The sequence below is a fragment of the Shouchella oshimensis genome, from assembly GCF_004375095.1.
In the GTDB taxonomy this organism is placed as follows: Bacteria; Bacillota; Bacilli; order Bacillales; family Bacillaceae_D; genus Shouchella; species Shouchella oshimensis.
The window spans coordinates 43,820-63,402 of record NZ_SNUX01000003.1 but is presented as its reverse complement, the minus strand read 5'-3'; the positions used below and the strand labels follow the sequence as shown (position 1 = coordinate 63,402).

Here is a 19,583-nt window from a genome sequence, read left to right as displayed (position 1 = left end):
CTAATCGCGTAAGGTACGACCTGTTAAATGAAGAAATACATCTTCTAAAGTCGCCTCTTCTACTTTTATCGCACGCACTTCAACATTCTCTCCTTGTGCCGCTTGTAATAATTCTTTAAATAATTCTTTTTCATAAGAAACGACTCGATAACCACTCTCGATCTCAACGACAGATTTCACAGCATCTAATGCTTCTAACTGTTCTTTCAACGAATTTTTCTGTATGTGGACGGTTATTTCATACGTTCGTTCTATACTTAAAATTTGTTTAATTTCATTCTTTGTACCTGATGCGATAATGGATCCACGATCCATAATATAAATACGGTCGCACAAGAATTCAACTTCTTCCATGTAATGACTTGTATACAAAATGGTTTTACCTTCTTCTTGCTGTAATTTACGGATTAAATCTAGCAAATGCCTTCTTGAATGTGGATCAATTCCAACAGTTGGCTCGTCCAGTATTAGAAATTCTGGCTGGTGAATAAGCGCAACCGCTAGATTTAATCGCCGTTTCATTCCACCTGAAAACGTTTTAACTTGATGATTTTTTCGTTCATCTAACTCCATTAACGTTAATAATTCATTGACACGTTCTGTTAAAGCATCCCCTTTTAATTTATAAGCTTTTCCGAAAAACTGCAGATTTTCCCTAGCAGTTAATTCATTATAAAGTGCAATATCTTGTGGAACGACACCAATTTTTTCTCGAAATGAGGTTAACTGTGAATGAATGGACTTGCCATTAAGAAAGATTTTTCCTTTTGATGGTTTGCTTAAGCTTGACAACATCTCGATTAACGTTGACTTTCCCGCTCCATTTGGCCCAAGTAAACCAACCGATTCACCTTTCTTTAAATAAAGACCGATACCATTTACCGCATGTACCGGTCCATATGATTTTGTAAGTTGCTCTGCTTCTATCAAAATCGGTCACCTCCTCATCATTACAATAAGTGTAAACAAAAAAAAGAGCGCTAGCTATTTACTAGAGTCACTCTTTTGTTTTAGTTAATATGACTAGAGTCATATGTCGTGTTTAATGGCATAGATCGCAAGCTGTGTACGATCACGAACATCTAACTTCGTGAAAAGTTGACTTAAATAGTTTTTGACTGTTCCAATCGTTAAAAATAGCGCTTCAGAAATCTCGGCGTTGCTTAGCCCTTCACCTACCATTCTGGCAATTTCTTTTTCGCGTTCGTTTAAGAAAGGAACCACTGTTCGACTTGATTGCTTCCGTTCAAGTAAAGTAGGAATGACTTTTGCTGCTACTTGACCGTCAAGTATAAATTCTCCCTTTAACGCTTTTTCGATTGAGAGGAGAAGACCTTCACGATCGGCATCTTTTAACACGTATCCATTCGCTCCTAACTTTAATGATTCGAGTGCATATTCTTCATCAGCAAAGGTTGTGAGCATAACAATTTTCACTTTCTTATTTGAATGCCGAATTTCTTTAACTGCTTCAATTCCGTTCATCATCGGCATACGAACGTCCATTAGAATCAAATCAACAGAATGAGTCAAAGACAGTTGAACTGCCTCTAACCCGTTACTGGCTTCTAACGTTTTATACAATCCATCATATTCAATCATCATTTTTAAACCTTGTCTTACAATGAGCTGATCTTCAACGAGCAGAATTCGTTTTTGAGTCAATTGGAAAGACCCCTTTCATGTAAAAAGTGGCTTCATTAAAATGGGCATAAAACTGCCCATCTAATTCTTCAAATCGATTTCGAAGTTGAGTGAGTCCGAATCCTTCATGGAACTTTTTCTGTTCAGCTTCATTTTCTAAAATAGCTACGTACATATAGTCTGCATAGACTGATAACGTGACATTTACTTGTTTTGCATAAGAATGGCGCATCGCATTGGTTAATCCCTCTTGTACAAACCGATAAAGAGCCATACTTTGCTCATTTGTTAACCCTTGTGATAAAGCACCTGCTTCTGTTGTTAATCGAACGTGTACATGGCTTTCTGCTTCAAGCTTACGAATCAATCGAAGAATCATAGCCACACCGCGAATTTCCTCTATTTCGAGAGCCCGCACCGCTTTGCGCATTTCATCTAGCGCTTGTCGAGCCGTTTGTTTTGCCTCACTTAAATAAGGATTTTCAGTTTCATTTTGCAGTTCAGCCATTTGCAGTTGCATGCCAAGCGCCGTCAGCTGATGACCTACAGAATCATGCACATCTCGAGCAATTCTTGTCCGCTCTGCTTGTTTGACTGTATCTTCCTCTTCAACAAGCTGCCTTTTGAGTAAACGTTTTTCATACAAAAGTGTATTCATTTGTTCCTGATTTTCATTGTTCCGTTGCCTTTGTTTAGTAAGATAAACCGTGCAGTAAAGGATTAAAAAAGATAAAAAGAGCGCCATCATTCCCATAGACAACGTACCAGCACTAAACAAAATCGAACAAAGGAGGATTGCCCCAAATGCGAAACTGTACCGCTTAGCGACAACCTCTGAAAAGTAAGGCAGACATACAAGTAGTAATACAATTAACCACGTTTGTTCTCCTGGGAAAAGAATCATTGTCACGAATGCTAGTAATAAATAAAGGTAAACGCCATTGGACCATAGTGGCTCAGAACAAACTCCACCTACCATTAAACCGAATAGAATCCAAAATAACGGACTCGTCAATAATAAAGGATCAAGAAAAACAACAACGGCATTCGCACAAATGATCAAGCAAATCGGAAGCCAACCATTCATATAGAACCAATCTGTTTATAATAAAAATTCGTTGCTTCTAATTGATGAGATCGTGCAGATTTTGCAAACTGAGGAATTGTGCCTGCAAATGTATAATTCAATTTTTTATAGAGTTCATTTGCCGATGATCCCTTTTCTGTATCAAGTACAAGTACTGTTATTCCTTTGGCAACAGCAGCTCTTTCTGCCTCCTTCAATAATTGCATTGCGTACCCGCGTCCTCGAAACTTTGGATGAACCATTACTTTTGCAATTTCCGCTCGGTGTCGACCATTCTCTTTCTCACTACAAACGAGTTGTACAGAGCCAACTAGCTTCTCTTGTTCCATTGCTACAAATACCATTAACGTATCTTTTATATCAACCGTATCCCAGTAAGCTTCTGCTTTTTCCATTGTTAGTGGCGCTAAAAAATTTATAGAAGCACCTTCGTTCACACATTCTGTTAACAACTGACTCAACTCTTTTTTATACGCTGTTAAATGATAAATTTGTTTGATCATAAGTAGGCTCCTTTTCTATGCATTCCACGTACCCGAAGCAAGCAGCACAGCCTGTCCACCAACATGTATGTCAAATGAATTGACTTTTTTCTCCCCTTTTAAATGAAGGGTGGAGGGCCTATTCATGAATACTCCTTGTTCAGATACAAGCGACAAACATGACACAGCTTCATGTTTCATTATAAAAGCTAAAATGGCACCATTTGAAGAACCTGTTGCCACGTCTTCTGGAATGCCATAGTATGGTGCAAAATCTCGAACAGAAAGATCTGATCGATCCCCTTCCATCGCAAAAACACAAATTCCTTTTGCTTCAATGCGGCTAATTAACGCTTCGTAAGCTGAATGGTTCAGTTTTGTTCGCTTCAGGACTTCTACAGATTTCACCGGTGCAACTACAACAGGAAGCCCTGTAGAAATTTCTTGAACAGGCCAAAACGGATGAAAATCAACCTCTTTTAAACCTAATACTTTAGCAGCTTCATAAGGTGGTATGACTTGGCTGAATTGAGGTGTTTGCTGAGTCATCCAATAAATCGAGGTCTGATTATCGATTAAAACAGGCACAAGACCACTTTTTGTTCGGAACACCACCTTATTTAAAGTACTCCCGTAGCGAGAATGCCATATAAAAGCAGCCCCTATTAGAGGGTGCCCTCCAAATGGAATCTCTTCTTCAGGTGTATGAATCCATGCATCAATTATGTGATTTTCCGTTAACTGAAGAAAAATCGTCTCTGAAAAATGAAGTTCTTTTGCCAGCTGTTGTCGAATAGAGACTTCAAGATTATCATCCAAAATAAAAACTGCGAGTTGATTGCCTGAAAATGCTTGATCAGTAAACACATCTACTATATAAAAGGGAATTTGCTTCATTTACTTAAACACCACATCTTTAGATAGGACCCGTTGAATGACATTTAAAAGTAGTGTTGTTCGTTCTTGTAATGAAGTGACTTGTAAATATTCTTCTTCACTGTGAAAGCCGCTACCAACTGGACCCATTCCATCTATTGTTGGAATATCGAGTGCTGATGTGTATGAAGCATCGGATCCTCCTCCTGAAGACGTTTCGCCCACTTCAATCCCTACTAAGCGGGCTTGCTCTCGCACAAGTTCATAAAGTTGAATCGTTTTATTCGATCGCATCATTGGCGGTCTCGTAATTCTTCCTTTAACAGTCGTTGATGTGCCTTTGATTCTCGTTTCATTCGCAATTGACTCGATAGCTGCTTCAAGTTCACTTGCTTGCTCCATTTTTGATAGACGAATGTCTATATCAGCTTCTGCGTAATCGGCAACCGTGTTAACCGCTGTGCCGCCTCTTATAACCCCAACGTTCACATGAATTCCTGCTGTTGCATCCGATAGCTGATGTAAAGCGATAATTTTGTAGGCTAGTTCTTCTACGGCGCTTGCTCCCTTTTCAGGATCATTCCCAGAATGGGCAGCAATCCCCTCAACACGCATCACATACCGTCCTCCACCACGGCGAAACGTTACAACCGATCCGTCTTTTCGTGCTGGCTCCATAACTAAAACAGCCTTTTTTCCTATTGCCTGTTCCTCAATAATGCTACGTCCAGATGGTGCACCAATTTCTTCATCGCTTGTGAACAATACGTCGATTTGGTTTAAAATCGTTGGATTGGTTTCATAAAGAGTTTTTAGCGCAAAGTAAGTTGTGACATGGCTTCCTTTCATATCTGCTACACCCGGCCCGTAAGCTTTGTCATCCTTCACCACAAAAGGGCGAACAGCCGACGTTCCCACTGGAAAGACAGTATCCATATGGAGCATGAGCAAGATAGAGGGTTGCTTATTTGTTTTCTTTTGCTTCAACAAGATATGGTTACCATACTCTTCTTGCTTCACTATCGTTTCGACAAACCCTAATTCATTAAAGGCATTAATTAAATAGGAACCAACGTTGTCTACCCCTGATTTGTCATAAGAACCACTATCCATCATGACTAATTCGCTTAACATATGTAGCATCTCTTCTTGTTTGCTCATTTATATCACTACTTTCATACATTCATATTTTTCTGACAGTCGTTGTAAGAGGAAGACCTACGAATACTCATAGGTCACGGTATCTACTAAAATAATAGCATGATACTAATGGCAATTGCGGCAAAAAGTAAAGCAAAAGGTAGGTTTATGATCATAATGCGATAAGGGTTTTGTTCAGTATGGCGCGCTGTCATCGTCACAATAATTCCGTACGGAGACATTGTGAATGTCGCCAAGGCACTGACAATGTACATCACCGTTAACGGTATTGGCATCGTCGGCATCAGAATGGGTCCAATGACTTCATGAACAAGCACCATAGAGGCTATAGGATGAATTCCAACCATTGCAAGTAAATAAAAGCTTAACGGAATGATTGCAAGTAATAGTACCGGCTTTTCACCTAATTGATAAAGTGGTTCTTGCACATAACCAAGCAGCTCTGTTTGATTAAGGATGCCTGTAAACCAACCGAGTGAAACGAATAATACGATGAAGGGATGGATGCCTATTTGTAGCTGTTTCCCTAAAGAAAGAAAACCTTTTCTAAGAAAAGCCCGCCCTTCTCCTAACAAGGACGTCCATCCTAAGGAGAAGAGTGGGATAAGCAAGACGACAGTTAAAATAAAGGAAAGCTCCAACCATTCTCCTAGAGCTAGAACAAGTACTAAGAAAATGATCACTGCGCTAATAAGAGACCACTTCGAGGGACCACCTTCCCCATGATACGCAATAGAGAGTCCCTCATTCTGCCCAATCGAACGTTTTCCTATCTCAACTAACGTCATTAATACCGACAAGAGAAGTAGATACGGTATAAGAGAAAAGTAACTCTCTCCTGTCAAACCAATTGCTGTTACAACCATAATTTCCATTGGCATCCAAACAAGTGCCAGTGCATACCCACGCAATGTCGTTTGGCTTATTAATACATCTCGCTCTTTTTTTTCAACGGTGGTGAGCGATTCCTTGAGCGTATGTTGTAACAAAGGCAGAACCGACAAGTTCATAAACGGAACAAATCCATATGTCGTTAAGAGGGCACGTGTATGTAATTTTCCTTTTGTTGTCGCACCTTTAAATAACCATGTCTGTACTTGCTTATCGTACTGAAGTGTTTCAATTGCAGCCTGCATAAGAGGCACAATGGCCACAAAGACAACAAGGGTTAAATTGTTTGAGAATAAAGGCGGAATGTCTTGTAAAGACACATTGCTATAAGGAAATAGCAACGCTCCACTTGTTAAAAAAGCCAATCCCATACCTTGAAATAAGCGATTGGAGTGAAAGAAAGAATAGACGAGCATCGGAAGCGTTAATAAACCGCCTATCCAAAGTAACAGGCTTGCTTGAAGGGCAAGCCCAATAAAAACAAGTATTAAAACCATTCCGTAGTAAAAGCGTTGCACAGTCATTCCTCCGATAATCAAGTAACTCTGTAATCGTACCTGAAATGATGCTGATTGACCAGAGTAAACGAATGGAGCCTTTTTTATTTTCTTATTTAACTGCACCCATATTATTTATTTGAAATTGAACGTCCACATCGATAGAAGTGAAAGGGTATTCTTCCTCCTTCCATTTCTCGCTGTCTATTCCTCGAACATGTTGCCTTACCACTTCAGTAATACCAATTGGATCGACTTTATTCTCTTGCAAAAACGAGATCATCTCTTCAAATGCTTCTTGGAAATGCTCTTTTGATTTTTCTTCAAGTTCACTCGTACTAAATTCTTCAATTCCAATTTCTTTTTTTTGTCTAAGAGTGCCTTCAATTTTTATATCCACGGAAATAGTTATTCGGTCATCTTCCATGACGTTTACTCGCCACTTTGGCTTAGACTTTAAGTAGCGGTAAACAATCCCTCTGTCTTCTCCTAAAGGAACATAGGCATTCCCTTGGGTGGTTTTTTCGAATAGCTTTCTGAAATAACTGCTTTGCTGCAAGTTTATTTCAGTATGATACTGATCCCCTTTAAAAAAAGCTAGCCCTATTACTTTTACACGATTACCAATGTGGTCAATGACAGGCAAGAAAGGATCAGTGCCTGACGCATAATAGCGGTATAAAAACTCATGCATGCTCGTTTTAGGTAGCTGTTCAATTTCATTTTTATCAATAAGATTAAGGATGTGTTGTTGAGCTGTTGATTGGAATGGAAATTCAGCATCAAAGAGTTCACTTGCATTCTTTCTACTAATGAGCAGCTTTAAGTTCTGTTCAATGGTAGGATTTCGTTGAATGGAATCCAACGTGCTAAATAGTCCTTCTTCTTTTGCAAATGTTTCGCTAAATATATGGAGTCTCGTTCGACTTGTATCAACGAGACGAGGGGTTTCAGCTTGTAAACCTTGAAACAACCCTGCTAAATGAGGATTGTTTATTTTTATTAATTCACTCTCAGGTAGCTTTTCATCTGCTGGCACAATAATTGTCGTAATTCCAGTCGTTTCCACATCCCCGTTGTCTTTCAAATCATGAGCCAGCGCTTGTAGATATTGAATATCTTCATTTAATTGCATATGGGGTGTGCACGAAGATAGAAGTAGTAAAGCTATAAAGACCGTACTAAGTACGCTTCTTTTTTTCATGACGTTTCATCCTTTTTTTAAAAATAAACGTTAGAACTGTGAGAAAGGGAACATATAAATAAAGTGTATAAAAGCCTAGAGTATTAATGATATGTTGCACCTCATCTAAACTAAAATAACGCCTTTCAAGTAAAGCACTCGTAAAAACAAGGATAACAAGTCCAATCAGCCAATGCTTTTGCTTCCATCCTACTGCTCGTTTGCCAAGATAACTTGCTGCCCATAAATACATACAAATATTTGGTAGCAAGATGAGAAGCCAAATGGAGATGCCTAGATATTCCATTCTCCAAACCGATAACGTTGGCCATATAATATTAATTAAATGATTTTCTGTAAAAACAAGGTAAGCGAGGATATACGTGAATAAATACACACATGTGCTCAGAATAACACCGACCTGTGCCCATTTAAGAGATTGCTTTGCATTTCTAATAAAAGGAAATGCTACTAACAACACTTCAAATCCCAGAAATTGGAACGTCATCTCTCTTGATGCCACCACTATATCACGTATGGAATGATTCCAAATAGGTGTAAGGTTATGCATTTGTAATAAGCCTTGAGGATAATTGGAGTACAGTAATAAAGGTACAGTCATAAAAATAGTTAATACACTTAAACCCATAATGGTTCGAAAGCCTGAGCGTGTGAACAGCAAGGCTAGTGCCAGCATAATAAAAATTAAAATGCCATGATACATGTCAGGAAATACCCAAATAATGACCATATCCACATAAATAACAACAATGGTAGAGGCAAATAAACAAAAATAGAGAATAAAGAAAACGTCGATTACCTTCCCAAGATATTTACCAAAGAAACGAGTATGAATGTCGGCAATTGTCATTCTTTCATCCAAGATGTAATAAATGAGACGAATAATCACCATAATGCTTGCCGCTGAAAACAGAATAGCGATCCATCCGTCATTTCCAACAATTTCTGCTATACTTTTTTGAAACGTAAAAATACCAACACCAATCTGCATAAAGAACACGAGAAAAAGCACAAAAAAAGAGGAAACTTGATGGTTCTTCATATTCATGGTGAATGCCCCTTTCCGATCTCACTTATCACTCTTCAATATCTTGCTTCGCTTTTACTTTTTTATGACGTGTGAATCGATCTTGTTTTTTTGTACGTAACGTCTCAGGTCGCTTTCCCTGAACCCAAATAGGCAGTCGAAAAAAAGAGTCTTTAAAATCCTTAATACGTAATGGATAAACAGGTGTTAAATAAGGATGACCAAAAGATTTCAACGTTAATAAATGATGAATACAAAGCAATAGACAGATAGCAATGCCGATAAACCCATAGATCTGCGCAAGCAAAATAAATGGAAAACGTAGAAGTCGAATCGTATTACCCATTTGATAAATCGGTGTGGTAAAAGATGCAAGGGCTGTTAACGCCACGATAATTAAAAGAACACTACTCGCTAACGATGCTTCTACAATGGCAGTCCCAATCACGATCCCCCCAACGATCCCAATTGTTTGACCGATTCTTTCAGGAAGTCTTGCTCCCGCTTCTCGTAACAATTCAATCGTCAGCTCTAAAATAAGCACTTCCACTATCGGTGGGTACGGAACCTCTATCCTCGTCGCTACCATCGTTATTAATAAATCATCTGGTATAAGTTCATGGTGAAATGTCGTTATTGCGATATAGAAAGAAGTGGCAATGACCGAAAAAATTACCGCACAAATTCTTAATAAGCGAATAAACATTCCTACTGGCCATTGATCATAGTAATCATCTGGTGACGAAAAGAACTCAATTAAATTCGTTGGGCCAATTAAAGCAAGTGGTGAGCCGTCTAATACTAGCACGACCTTTCCCTCTGTAACACTGGAAGCCACACGATCTGGTCGTTCTGTTTCTAATAACTGTGCAAAGGGAGAGTTAGGATTATCGGTTATAAACTGACTCACTTGTGTAATGTCAACGAACTCATCATAATCCATATCTGCTAATCGTTGCTTCACCGTTTGAAGAAGTTGGTCATCGACTATACCTTCTAGATAAATCATCGCCAATCTACTCTTACTTAACCTACCTACCGTCATCTCATCTACAATTAATTCAGGAACAGCAATTCGTTTCCGAATTAAGTTTAAATTTACATCAAGATCTTCAATGAAGCCTTCTTTCGGACCAGCAACTGTGTACTCATTTTCTGTAATCGTTACTTCACGACCGTCATGCTTTTTTAATGGTAGGGCGAGAAAAGAATCGTGCTTGTCTTGCTCTCCAATTAATAGAGCCCCGCGCATAATCTGAGTGATAAACTCTTCACCTGTATGCACAGACTCTACTCGCTCAATTGGCAAATGACCACTTAATTCTTTAATGGGAATATGTTTGTTCGTCTTTATGTATTCAATCACTTTGTGAAAGGAGTGTTTGTCTCTCATCAGAGAAGAGAGATAATAGTAACGCAATGACTGATGGGCATAAGTCTCGTCAACGACAAAGTCCGCTGACTTCGACAGAGTCGCTATCGTTGATTGTATATCCATTTTCCCCAAGCGAACCCCTCCCTCTTTTTTGTCCAAAATCATTTTGTCTACATTTAGGAATGCCACAAATAGGTTTTTTTATGTTTTATCAAAACAAAAAACCAAAACTGCCCATTCTTGAGGCAATCTTGGTCTTAATGTACTAGATGTGACATCTTATTTTGTTAATAAGGAGATAAAAGAAAAGACCAAGATAACCCATCCCCTGGCTATCTTGGTTTCGTGTTAAATGGACTGCAACGCTTTATGCGCAATATCTTTACGATAGAATAAACCTTCACTTGTAATTTGTTCACTTACTTGGTACGCATGTTGTTGTGCTGTTTCAATGGTTTCACCTGTACCTGCAACGAGTAAGACTCTCCCACCGCTTGTTTTCCACTTTGACGAAGATTGTTTCGTACCAGCATGGAAAACAAGCCCTTCCTTAGCGGCTTCTTCTATTCCTTCTATGACAACACCCTTTGCATAGCCCTGTGGATAGCCTACACTTGCATGCACAACCCCTACTACCGCTTCTTTTTTCCACTCTAGCTGAACCGGTTTTCCGTTTAGAACACGTAGCATCACGTCAATTAAGTCTGACTCTAACCGTGGCAGGACTACTTGTGTTTCAGGGTCACCAAAGCGTGCATTAAATTCAATCACTTTCGGACCATGAGCAGTCATCATTAAGCCAGCGTATAGAACCCCAGTAAAAGAACGTCCTTCCTTCACCATTGCGTTGGCTGTTGGTTGTAGAATCGTTCTTACAGCTTCTTCAACATCATGGTCAGAAAACTGAGGTACCGGGGAGTATGCACCCATGCCGCCTGTGTTTGGACCTTTGTCTCCATCATAGGCACGCTTGTGATCTTGCGCCGGGACCATTGGAACGACCGTTGTCCCATTAACGAATGCCATTAGTGATAGTTCTTCCCCATCAAGGTATTCTTCAATGACGACTTTGGCACCAGCTTCCCCAAACCCATGATCAACTAAAATATGATGAAGTGCACCGATAGCTTCTTCTTCTGTTAAGGCAACCGTTACACCTTTTCCCGCTGCAAGACCATCTGCTTTTATAACGATGGGTGCTCCTTCTGCTCTTACATAGCTTGCTGCAGCTTCAAACTCAGTAAATGTTTTTGATACTGCTGTGGGAATACTGTACTGATGCATTAATTCTTTTGCAAACGACTTAGACCCTTCAAGGATAGCCGCTTCTTTCCTTGGACCGAATACAGGTATCTCTTCAAGCTCAAATCGGTCTACCAACCCTTCTAATAAAGGAATTTCTGGTCCGACAATGACTAAGCCAATGTCACTTTGTATGGCAAACTGCACAAGTGCATCGTGATCGGTTGATTCAAGACCAAGGCAAACCCCAAGGCCAGCCATGCCATCATTACCTGGCGCTATATAGACCGTCTCAACAAGCGTGCTGTTTGATGCACTCCAAGCAATCGCATGCTCTCTTCCACCGTTTCCAATAATTAATACATTCATGAATCGTGTCCCCCTTAATGTTTAAAATGACGTAAGCCAGTAAACACCATCGCAATGCCATATTCATCTGCCTTTTGAATCGATTCATCATCTCGAACAGATCCTCCAGGTTGAATAATCGCTGTGACTCCTGCTTTCGCTGCTGTTTCTACTGTATCACCGTAAGGGAAAAACGCATCAGATGCAAGCACTGCCCCTTTTGCTCGTTCACCTGCTTGTTCTATCGCGATTGCCGCAGAACCAACACGATTCATTTGTCCTGCACCAACACCAACTGTCATCTCACCATTTGCTAGTACAATAGCATTTGATTTTACATGCTTGACGACTTTCCAACCTAAAGATAATGTTGTCCACTCTTCTTCAGTCGGTTCGCGCTTAGTCACAACACTGAGTTCCGCATCATCCAGTCCTAGGGAATCTTCTTCTTGCAACAGTAAGCCACCGTGAATGGACGTTAGCTTATCTTCTGTTTCGCCTTTATGGACTGCTACTTCTAGTAAGCGAATGTTCTTTTTCTTCATCAACATTTCTTTTGCTTCCGGACTAAATTGCGGAGCAAGAATAACTTCTAAGAAAATCTCGCTCATTTTTTGTGCGGTTTCTTTATCTACTTCACGGTTAAGAGCTACGATGCCACCGAATATTGATTTTGAATCGGCTTCATAGGCGCGATTAAAAGCGGTAGCGATTGTTTCGCCAGTTCCAACACCACATGGATTCATATGCTTAATGGCAACAGCAGCTGGTTCTGTGAATTCTTTAATGACTTCAAGTGCCGCATTGGCATCATTAATATTGTTGTAAGAAAGCTCTTTTCCGTGTAGCTGTTTCGCTTTTGCTATTGAAGAGGCTGATCCAGTACTTTTCTCGTAAAATGCCGCTTTTTGATGCGGGTTTTCACCATAACGTAATGCTTGCTTATGGGTATATGTAACAGTAAGTGATTCTGGATGACGCTCGTCCACCGCTTCTGTTAAATAAGAAGCAATAAGTGCATCGTAAGCAGCCGTATGACGAAATACTTTAGCAGCTAGCTTCTTACGAAGAGAACGTTGCTGCTCATCGCTTTGGTCTAAGCTAGCAAGGACTGTTTTGTAATCATCAGGATCCACAATAACTGTCACATCCGCATGGTTTTTCGCGGCAGAACGTAGCATACTTGGCCCACCAATATCAATGTTCTCAATTGCATCTTCAAAAGATGCATCCGGCTTTGCAACCGTCTCGGCAAATGGGTAGAGATTGACAATAACATAATCAATCGGTGTAATCGCTAGTTCCTTTATTTGTTCCATATGTTCTTCTTTATCACGTCTAGCGAGTAAACCACCATGAATGGACGGGTGTAATGTTTTCACTCGCCCATCTAATATTTCTGGAAATGCAGTGACGTCTGATACATTCTTTACTGGAATCCCGGCTTCTTCTAACGACCGTTTTGTTCCACCCGTTGAAAGAATTTCAATACCCTGTTCGACAAGTCCATTAACAAATGGAATTAGTCCATCTTTATTTGATACGCTTACGAGTGCACGTTTCTTCATTCGTTTTCTCCCCTAGTCTTTTCTGCCACAATCTGATTGACAACATGTGGGTAAAGTTGATGCTCGACTGCTTGAATTTTCTTTGTTAAAGATACATGGTCATCATCTAGCTCAATCGCTATTTTTTCTTGGGCGATCACCGGACCAGTATCCATGCCTGCATCGACGTAATGAATGGTCACACCTGTTTCTTTTGCTTTGGCTTCAAGTGCTTGTCCCACTGCATCAAGACCTGGAAAATGCGGTAACAATGACGGATGAATGTTTACAATTCTTCCTTCATACGCTTGCAAGAGCACAGGCCCAATGAGACGCATATAACCAGCTAGCAGGATAAATTCTACTTTAGCAGCGTTTAACCGTTCAATAAGGTATGTTTCATATGCTTGTTTATCTTCAAAGCTGCTCGGGATGACTTCCGCAGTTTCTACTCCTAGTTCACTTGCTTTTTTAAGAACAGGTGCCTGTCGTTTATCGCTAACAACGAGCACTACGTCTCCTTTAGCTAATCCTTTTTGCGTTTGTTGAATTAGATTCTCTGCATTTGTACCAGAGCCAGAAGCAAAGATTGCTAGCCTCATAGCTGAATACTCCCAATTGTAACACCTTCTTGACCAGTCACTCTGCCAATAATATAGGCTGTCTCTCCTGCGTCTTCTAGGCAACGAATGGCTTCATGGAGGCGTTCTTCTGTTACGGTTAGTACCATACCAATACCCATATTGAACGTTGAAAATAGATCCTGATCAGATAATGATCCTTGATCTTTTATAAATGTAAAAATTGCGGGAATTGGCCATGATCCGTAATCAATCTCTGCACCTAAACCTTCTGGCAACATTCTTGGGATGTTTTCGTAAAACCCACCGCCTGTAATATGTGCAGCCCCTTTTACAAGTTGCGAACGAACAGCTTCAAGTACAGGTTTAACGTAAATTTTAGTCGGCGTAAGCAGTTCTTCTACGAGGGGTTTTCCTAACTCTTTAGGAACACTTTGTAACGAAAGACCAGCTTCTTCAAGCAAGAGCTTACGGACAAGAGAAAAACCATTTGAATGAAGACCGCTCGAAGCTAAACCAATAAGTACATCTCCAGCTTCAATTGATTCTCCAGTAATCATTTGACTTTTCTCAACGGCACCGACAGAAAAACCAGCTAAATCATATTCTTCTTCACTGTACATTCCAGGCATTTCTGCTGTTTCTCCGCCTATGAGGGCACAGCCTGCTAATTCGCACCCGTCAGCAACACCCTTGACAATCGCTTCAATTTTAGCAGGATCTGCTTTTCCAAGAGCTAAGTAATCTAAAAAGAACAGTGGCTCTGCTCCTTGAACAACGATGTCATTCACACACATGGCAACGGCATCTTGACCGATCGTATCATGCTGATCCGCCATAAAGGCAAGTATTAGCTTCGTTCCCACACCGTCTGTCCCTGAGACAAGAACAGGCTCTTTCAACTCTAAATGGGATAAATCAAAATTCCCACCAAATCCGCCTAAAGCACCTAACACACCTTGACGTTTTGTCCGCTCAACATGGGCTTTCATTCGTTTTACAGCTTCGTAACCAGCTTCTATGTCAACGCCTGCTTGCTTATAAGCTTGTGACACAATTCATTCCTCCACTTCTTCTCTTAAAGTTTTGCATGTGGATGTAGCGTATCCGCATAAATTTCCGTTGGGTACTCTCCTGTAAAGCAAGCTAAACATTGTCCGCAGTTATGCATCGCTTCCGAGCGACCAATCCCTACTTTCAACCCATCCGTTGATAAAAACGCCAAGCTATCAGCACCCATCATTTCTCTCATCTCTTCAATGGAATGAGAAGAAGCAATGAGTTCTTCTGTTGTTGATGTATCAATGCCATAAAAGCATGGATTCTTTATCGGCGGTGACGAAATTCGTACATGAACCTCAACGGCACCGGCTTCTCGTAACATGTTGACAATTCGTCTACTCGTTGTCCCCCGTACAATCGAATCATCAATCATAACGACACGCTTTCCTTCTACTACACCACGAACGGGAGAGAGTTTCATTTTAACGCCTTGCTCTCTTAATTCTTGCGATGGTTGAATGAACGTCCGTCCAACATACCGATTCTTAATCATACCAAGCTCATAAGGAATGCCCGCTTGTTCTGCATAGCCAATGGCTGCGGAAATACTCGAATCTGGTACACCGGTCACCACGTCCGCTTCAATTGGGGACTCAATGGCTAGCTGCTTACCTAAACTTTTTCGAGCGGTATGAACGTTGATGTGATCCACGTTTGAATCAGGTCTTGCAAAGTACACGTATTCCATACTGCATATAGCCCGATTCCCTGGAGAAACAAAGCGCTCGCTTCGCATCCCAGTATCATCAATGATTAATAGTTCTCCCGGCAATACTTCACGCTCAAAGGTTGCACCAACAATATCAAACGCACACGTTTCAGACGCGACCACATAAGCATCACCTAACCGTCCAATTGATAGTGGACGCAAGCCATTTGGGTCTAGCGCAACCATTAATTGACGTTCATTTAATACGGCAAATGCGTAAGCACCTTTTAGAGAGGAAAGGGCATTTTTCATTTGATCTTCTAAACTGAAATAGCCGCTACGCTTTATTAAATGGGCAAGCACTTCCGTGTCAGACGTCGATTGAAAGATCGATCCTTGCGCTTCAAGCTGGTGCTTAAGATGATTCGCATTAACCAAATTTCCATTATGAGCGATAGCCAAGCCACCTTTTTGAGAGTTGAAAAACAGTGGCTGAACGTTCGCATAACCACCCCCACCTGCTGTTGCATAGCGAACATGACCAATCGCTGCTTTTCCGTGCAGACCTGCTAAAATATCTGGATTAAAGACATCATTTACGAGGCCAAGCCCTTTGTGAGCAGAGAGTTTTTCGCCGTCAGATACGACGATTCCAGCTCCCTCCTGCCCACGATGTTGTAGACTGTGCAAGCCGTAGTACGTTATTTGTGCAGCATCTTTATGACCAAAGACTGCAAACACACCACACTCTTCATTTAGTCCTTTGATTTCAGCAAACATGGGATAGCCCCTTTCCAAGCTGACTCAAGTTCTTTTACTTCCGCAGACAGTATGATCTCTCCATCTGTTGTGAATTGAAGTGTTTCCTCTGCAGTTACAGTTCCAATAGGCTTTGCATCGCGAACAATTTGTTCAAACTGCTGTTTGTTGGCTTCTTTTACCGTTACAACGAAGCGTGATTGACTTTCCGCAAACAAGTCGGCTACTTGATTCGTCCAAACCACTTGTGCGCCAAAAGATGTCCCAAAAAGCTTTTCTGCAATTGCGACAGCCATTCCACCCTCAGCCACATCGTGTGCAGAAGCAACGACGCCTGCTTGAATGGCAGCTAAAAGTTGCTGTTGGCGATTTTTTTCTACATTTAAATCAATGGCTGGTGCTTTTCCTGATAAAGTGCCTTGGCTTACTTTTTGAATCTCGCTTCCACTAAACTCTGGCTTTGTTTCTCCAATAACGTATAAAATGTCTCCAGCCTCTTTTACTGTTTGTGTCGTAATGTAAGACACATCTTCAATGAGACCAACCATTCCTATAACTGGCGTTGGGTAAACGGCTCCTCCAGAGCGTTCATTATAGAGCGAAACATTTCCCCCGATAACAGGAGTATTTAGCACTCGACACGCTTCACTCAATCCATCTGTTGATTTTTCCAGTTGCCAAAAAATCTCTGGTCTCTCTGGATTCCCATAGTTTAAGCAATCGGTTACTCCAAGTGGCGTCGCCCCTGAACAAACTAGATTTCTAGCTGCTTCAGCAATTGCAATTTTCCCACCGACTTCAGGATCTAAGTATAAGTAGCGTGAGTTACAATCGGTTGTCATGGCAAGGGCTTTCTTTGTTCCTCGTATTCTCACAACCGCAGCATCTGAACCAGGGGACACAACTGTATTCGTCTGTACCATATGATCATACTGTTGATAAACCCACTCTTTGCTTGCAATCGTTGGTTGTGCGAGTAAGTGCATAAGAGTTTCTTTCGCATCAGAAATGTCTGGTACGAATGGTGCTTCCGCTTGAAACGCTTCAAAATAAGCTGGGATCTGAGACGGTTTATGGTAAACTGGTGCATCTTCTGCAAGAGCATCTACAGGAACATCTGCCACTACTTCTCCATTATGAAGAAGTCTTAAACGACGATCATCCGTTACAATACCAACTTCAACAGCATGAAGATTCCAGCGTTCAAAAATGGCTTTGATTTCGTCTTCTCGCCCTTTCTCTACTACTAGTAGCATTCGTTCTTGTGATTCAGACAGCATCATTTCGTAAGGCGTCATTCCTGTTTCCCGTTGAGGAACAAGGTCCAAGTTCATTTCAATACCAGAGCCCGCTTTACTCGCCATTTCCGCTGACGATGATGTTAGTCCTGCTGCCCCCATATCTTGAATCCCAATTAATGCGTCACACTTTACAACTTCAAGGCATGCCTCAAGAAGCAGCTTCTCCATAAACGGATCACCTACTTGCACAGCTGGCCGCTTTTCATCAGATGAATCACTTAGTTCCTCTGAAGCAAACGTTGCGCCATGAATGCCATCTCTACCAGTACTTGCACCTACATACATAACCGTGTTGCCAATCCCTTTAGCCTGCCCTTTTTGAATATCCTTGTGATCTATTAAACCGACACACATCGCATTCACTAGGGGATTCGCTTCATAACAAGGATCAAACTGGACTTCTCCGCCAACAGTTGGCACACCAATACAGTTGCCATAACCGGCAATACCCGCTACTACTTCTTCAAACAAATACTTTACTTTTGGTGACTGTAGCTCTCCAAAACGCAGAGAATTTAACAAGGCAATTGGACGAGCCCCCATTGAAAACACATCACGTAAGATCCCACCAACGCCTGTTGCCGCACCTTGGTATGGTTCAATCGCTGATGGATGATTGTGACTTTCAATTTTGAAAACAACGGCTTGCTCGTCTTCAATATCAATAATACCAGCACCTTCACCTGGACCTTGCAGTACTTTCTCACCATCTATTGGGAATTTTTTTAATAAGACTTTTGAATTTTTATAGCTACAATGCTCCGACCACATAACGGAAAATAAACCCGTTTCCGTAAAGTTTAAAGGGCGACCAACAATGCTTTCCGCTAACGCAAATTCTTCATCCGTCAATCCCATTTCTTTATAAAGTTGTTTCTCTTTAATTGCTTCTGCACTTGGCTCAAGAAGTAGTGACATAAGATTCCCTCCAATTGGATAAAATCGATGTAAATAGCGCCAGACCTTGCTGATTTCCGAGTAGTGAGTCGACTGCCCGCTCAGGGTGTGGCATCATACCAAGCACATTCCCTCGTTCATTTACAATTCCGGCAATTTGCGCTTTTGAACCATTTACATGCTCGTTGTAACGAAAAACAATTTGCTTGTTTGCTAACATTTGCTCATATGTTTCATCATCACACTCATAATTCCCTTCACCATGAGCAACTGGAATAAGAATGGTTTCCCCCTGATTGTATGAAGATGTGAATACTGTCTCATTGTTTTCTACTAGAAGTTCAACGTTGCGACAAATAAATTTTAAATCAATGTTACGCTTCATCGCTCCTGGCAATAACCCTGATTCTAGTAGAATTTGAAAACCGTTACAAACCCCAAGCACCGGCTTTCCAGCATTCGCTGCCTCAATAACAGCTGGCATAATTGGAGCAAACCGAGCAATCGCACCAGAGCGCAAGTAGTCTCCATGAGAGAATCCACCTGGTAACAACACGGCATCATATCCATCTAATGATGTCTCTGTATGAAAAACATACTCTACCTCTTCACCTAATCCATCTTTTATGGCATGGTACATATCGGCATCACAGTTAGAACCGGGAAATACAATGACGGCAAACTTCATGATGGGACAACCTCCTCCACATCAAAGCGGTAATCTTCTATAACCGTATTCGCAAGTAACTTTTCACACATTTCTTTTACTCGCTCATCTACATTTGCCACATCTTCAAGTTGTAGCTCTAAATACTTCCCAATTCGAACATCTGCTACTTCTGCATAATCCATTGTGTGGAGTGCATCTTTTACAGCAACTCCTTGTGGATCTAGTACACTTTCACGCAATGTTACATACACCTTCACTTTATACATGTCGTTACCCCCGTTGG

The 19,583-nt window shown here is 40.9% G+C and carries 18 protein-coding genes; all 18 read right to left on the bottom strand.

Annotated features, from left to right (window positions below):
- The 18 genes from E2L03_RS11070 to purS all read right to left on the bottom strand — a co-directional run bounded on the left by E2L03_RS11070 (position 1) and on the right by purS (position 19,566).
- Positions 1–930 (bottom strand): ABC transporter ATP-binding protein, encoded by a 930-nt coding sequence (locus tag E2L03_RS11070; RefSeq protein WP_185690724.1) that lies wholly within the window; start codon positions 928–930, stop codon positions 1–3.
- Positions 931–1,029: 99 nt separating this feature from the next.
- Positions 1,030–1,665 carry a response regulator gene (locus tag E2L03_RS11065; protein ID WP_134259194.1) on the bottom strand — a complete coding sequence of 212 codons (636 nt, stop codon included), beginning with the start codon at positions 1,663–1,665 and terminating at the stop codon, positions 1,030–1,032.
- Positions 1,637–2,731 (bottom strand): sensor histidine kinase, encoded by a 1,095-nt coding sequence (locus E2L03_RS11060; RefSeq protein ID WP_055736979.1) that lies wholly within the window; start codon positions 2,729–2,731, stop codon positions 1,637–1,639. Before E2L03_RS11060 ends, E2L03_RS11065 begins: the two co-directional genes overlap by 29 nt.
- Complete coding sequence (locus E2L03_RS11055) at positions 2,728–3,234, bottom strand: GNAT family N-acetyltransferase (protein WP_038477906.1); 507 nt, start codon at positions 3,232–3,234, stop codon at positions 2,728–2,730. The genes E2L03_RS11060 and E2L03_RS11055 overlap by 4 nt, the downstream gene beginning before the upstream one ends.
- Before the next feature lie 15 nt (positions 3,235–3,249).
- The gene (locus tag E2L03_RS11050) at positions 3,250–4,110 is read right to left on the bottom strand and encodes a PhzF family protein (RefSeq protein WP_134259193.1); all 861 of its coding nucleotides are present in this window, start codon (positions 4,108–4,110) and stop codon (positions 3,250–3,252) included.
- A complete protein-coding gene (locus tag E2L03_RS11045; protein ID WP_241741798.1) occupies positions 4,111–5,250 on the bottom strand; it encodes a M20 family metallopeptidase in 1,140 nt (379 codons plus the stop codon).
- 86 nt (positions 5,251–5,336) lie between these two features.
- Positions 5,337–6,659, bottom strand: a complete 1,323-nt coding sequence (locus E2L03_RS11040; RefSeq protein ID WP_095149821.1) for a hypothetical protein — start codon at positions 6,657–6,659, stop codon at positions 5,337–5,339.
- Between the two features lie 91 nt (positions 6,660–6,750).
- A complete protein-coding gene (locus E2L03_RS11035; RefSeq protein ID WP_038477894.1) occupies positions 6,751–7,842 on the bottom strand; it encodes a Ger(x)C family spore germination protein in 1,092 nt (363 codons plus the stop codon).
- Positions 7,820–8,884 carry a GerAB/ArcD/ProY family transporter gene (locus tag E2L03_RS11030; RefSeq protein WP_166740281.1) on the bottom strand — a complete coding sequence of 355 codons (1,065 nt, stop codon included), beginning with the start codon at positions 8,882–8,884 and terminating at the stop codon, positions 7,820–7,822. The genes E2L03_RS11035 and E2L03_RS11030 overlap by 23 nt, the downstream gene beginning before the upstream one ends.
- Positions 8,885–8,918: 34 nt before the next feature.
- On the bottom strand, positions 8,919–10,367 hold the full coding sequence (locus E2L03_RS11025) for a spore germination protein (RefSeq protein ID WP_166740280.1): 1,449 nt from the start codon (positions 10,365–10,367) through the stop codon (positions 8,919–8,921).
- A gap of 225 nt (positions 10,368–10,592) precedes the next feature.
- Entirely contained in the window at positions 10,593–11,855 is a 1,263-nt protein-coding gene (purD, locus tag E2L03_RS11020) for a phosphoribosylamine--glycine ligase (protein WP_134259191.1), read from the bottom strand.
- Positions 11,856–11,869: 14 nt separating this feature from the next.
- Positions 11,870–13,402, bottom strand: coding sequence for a bifunctional phosphoribosylaminoimidazolecarboxamide formyltransferase/IMP cyclohydrolase (gene purH / locus E2L03_RS11015; RefSeq protein WP_134259190.1), 1,533 nt, complete (start codon positions 13,400–13,402; stop codon positions 11,870–11,872).
- Complete coding sequence (gene purN, locus E2L03_RS11010; RefSeq protein ID WP_055736971.1) at positions 13,399–13,983, bottom strand: phosphoribosylglycinamide formyltransferase; 585 nt, start codon at positions 13,981–13,983, stop codon at positions 13,399–13,401. Before purN ends, purH begins: the two co-directional genes overlap by 4 nt.
- Positions 13,980–15,017, bottom strand: a complete 1,038-nt coding sequence (gene purM, locus E2L03_RS11005) for a phosphoribosylformylglycinamidine cyclo-ligase (protein WP_134259189.1) — start codon at positions 15,015–15,017, stop codon at positions 13,980–13,982. Before purM ends, purN begins: the two co-directional genes overlap by 4 nt.
- A gap of 23 nt (positions 15,018–15,040) precedes the next feature.
- Entirely contained in the window at positions 15,041–16,453 is a 1,413-nt protein-coding gene (purF, locus tag E2L03_RS11000) for an amidophosphoribosyltransferase (protein WP_055736969.1), read from the bottom strand.
- On the bottom strand, positions 16,429–18,651 hold the full coding sequence (purL, locus tag E2L03_RS10995; RefSeq protein ID WP_124741619.1) for a phosphoribosylformylglycinamidine synthase subunit PurL: 2,223 nt from the start codon (positions 18,649–18,651) through the stop codon (positions 16,429–16,431). Before purL ends, purF begins: the two co-directional genes overlap by 25 nt.
- Complete coding sequence (purQ, locus tag E2L03_RS10990; protein WP_038477872.1) at positions 18,635–19,318, bottom strand: phosphoribosylformylglycinamidine synthase subunit PurQ; 684 nt, start codon at positions 19,316–19,318, stop codon at positions 18,635–18,637. The genes purL and purQ overlap by 17 nt, the downstream gene beginning before the upstream one ends.
- The gene (gene purS, locus E2L03_RS10985) at positions 19,315–19,566 is read right to left on the bottom strand and encodes a phosphoribosylformylglycinamidine synthase subunit PurS (RefSeq protein WP_055736967.1); all 252 of its coding nucleotides are present in this window, start codon (positions 19,564–19,566) and stop codon (positions 19,315–19,317) included. Before purS ends, purQ begins: the two co-directional genes overlap by 4 nt.
- Positions 19,567–19,583 lie beyond the last annotated feature (17 nt).

Bases quoted from the DNA above. Each gene is read 5' to 3' on its own strand.
- E2L03_RS11030 (WP_166740281.1), bottom strand. From the start codon at position 8,884: ATGAAGAACCATCAAGTTTCCTCTTTTTTTGTGCTTTTTCTCGTGTTC.
- purS (WP_055736967.1), bottom strand. From the start codon at position 19,566: ATGTATAAAGTGAAGGTGTATGTAACATTGCGTGAAAGTGTACTAGAT.
- E2L03_RS11060 (WP_055736979.1), bottom strand. From the start codon at position 2,731: ATGAATGGTTGGCTTCCGATTTGCTTGATCATTTGTGCGAATGCCGTT.
- purH (WP_134259190.1), bottom strand. From the start codon at position 13,402: ATGAAGAAACGTGCACTCGTAAGCGTATCAAATAAAGATGGACTAATT.
- E2L03_RS11045 (WP_241741798.1), bottom strand. From the start codon at position 5,250: ATGAGCAAACAAGAAGAGATGCTACATATGTTAAGCGAATTAGTCATG.
- purL (WP_124741619.1), bottom strand. From the start codon at position 18,651: ATGTCACTACTTCTTGAGCCAAGTGCAGAAGCAATTAAAGAGAAACAA.
- purQ (WP_038477872.1), bottom strand. From the start codon at position 19,318: ATGAAGTTTGCCGTCATTGTATTTCCCGGTTCTAACTGTGATGCCGAT.
- E2L03_RS11055 (WP_038477906.1), bottom strand. From the start codon at position 3,234: ATGATCAAACAAATTTATCATTTAACAGCGTATAAAAAAGAGTTGAGT.
- purF (WP_055736969.1), bottom strand. From the start codon at position 16,453: ATGTTTGCTGAAATCAAAGGACTAAATGAAGAGTGTGGTGTGTTTGCA.
- E2L03_RS11050 (WP_134259193.1), bottom strand. From the start codon at position 4,110: ATGAAGCAAATTCCCTTTTATATAGTAGATGTGTTTACTGATCAAGCA.
- E2L03_RS11035 (WP_038477894.1), bottom strand. From the start codon at position 7,842: ATGAAAAAAAGAAGCGTACTTAGTACGGTCTTTATAGCTTTACTACTT.
- purN (WP_055736971.1), bottom strand. From the start codon at position 13,983: ATGAGGCTAGCAATCTTTGCTTCTGGCTCTGGTACAAATGCAGAGAAT.
- E2L03_RS11025 (WP_166740280.1), bottom strand. From the start codon at position 10,367: ATGGATATACAATCAACGATAGCGACTCTGTCGAAGTCAGCGGACTTT.
- purD (WP_134259191.1), bottom strand. From the start codon at position 11,855: ATGAATGTATTAATTATTGGAAACGGTGGAAGAGAGCATGCGATTGCT.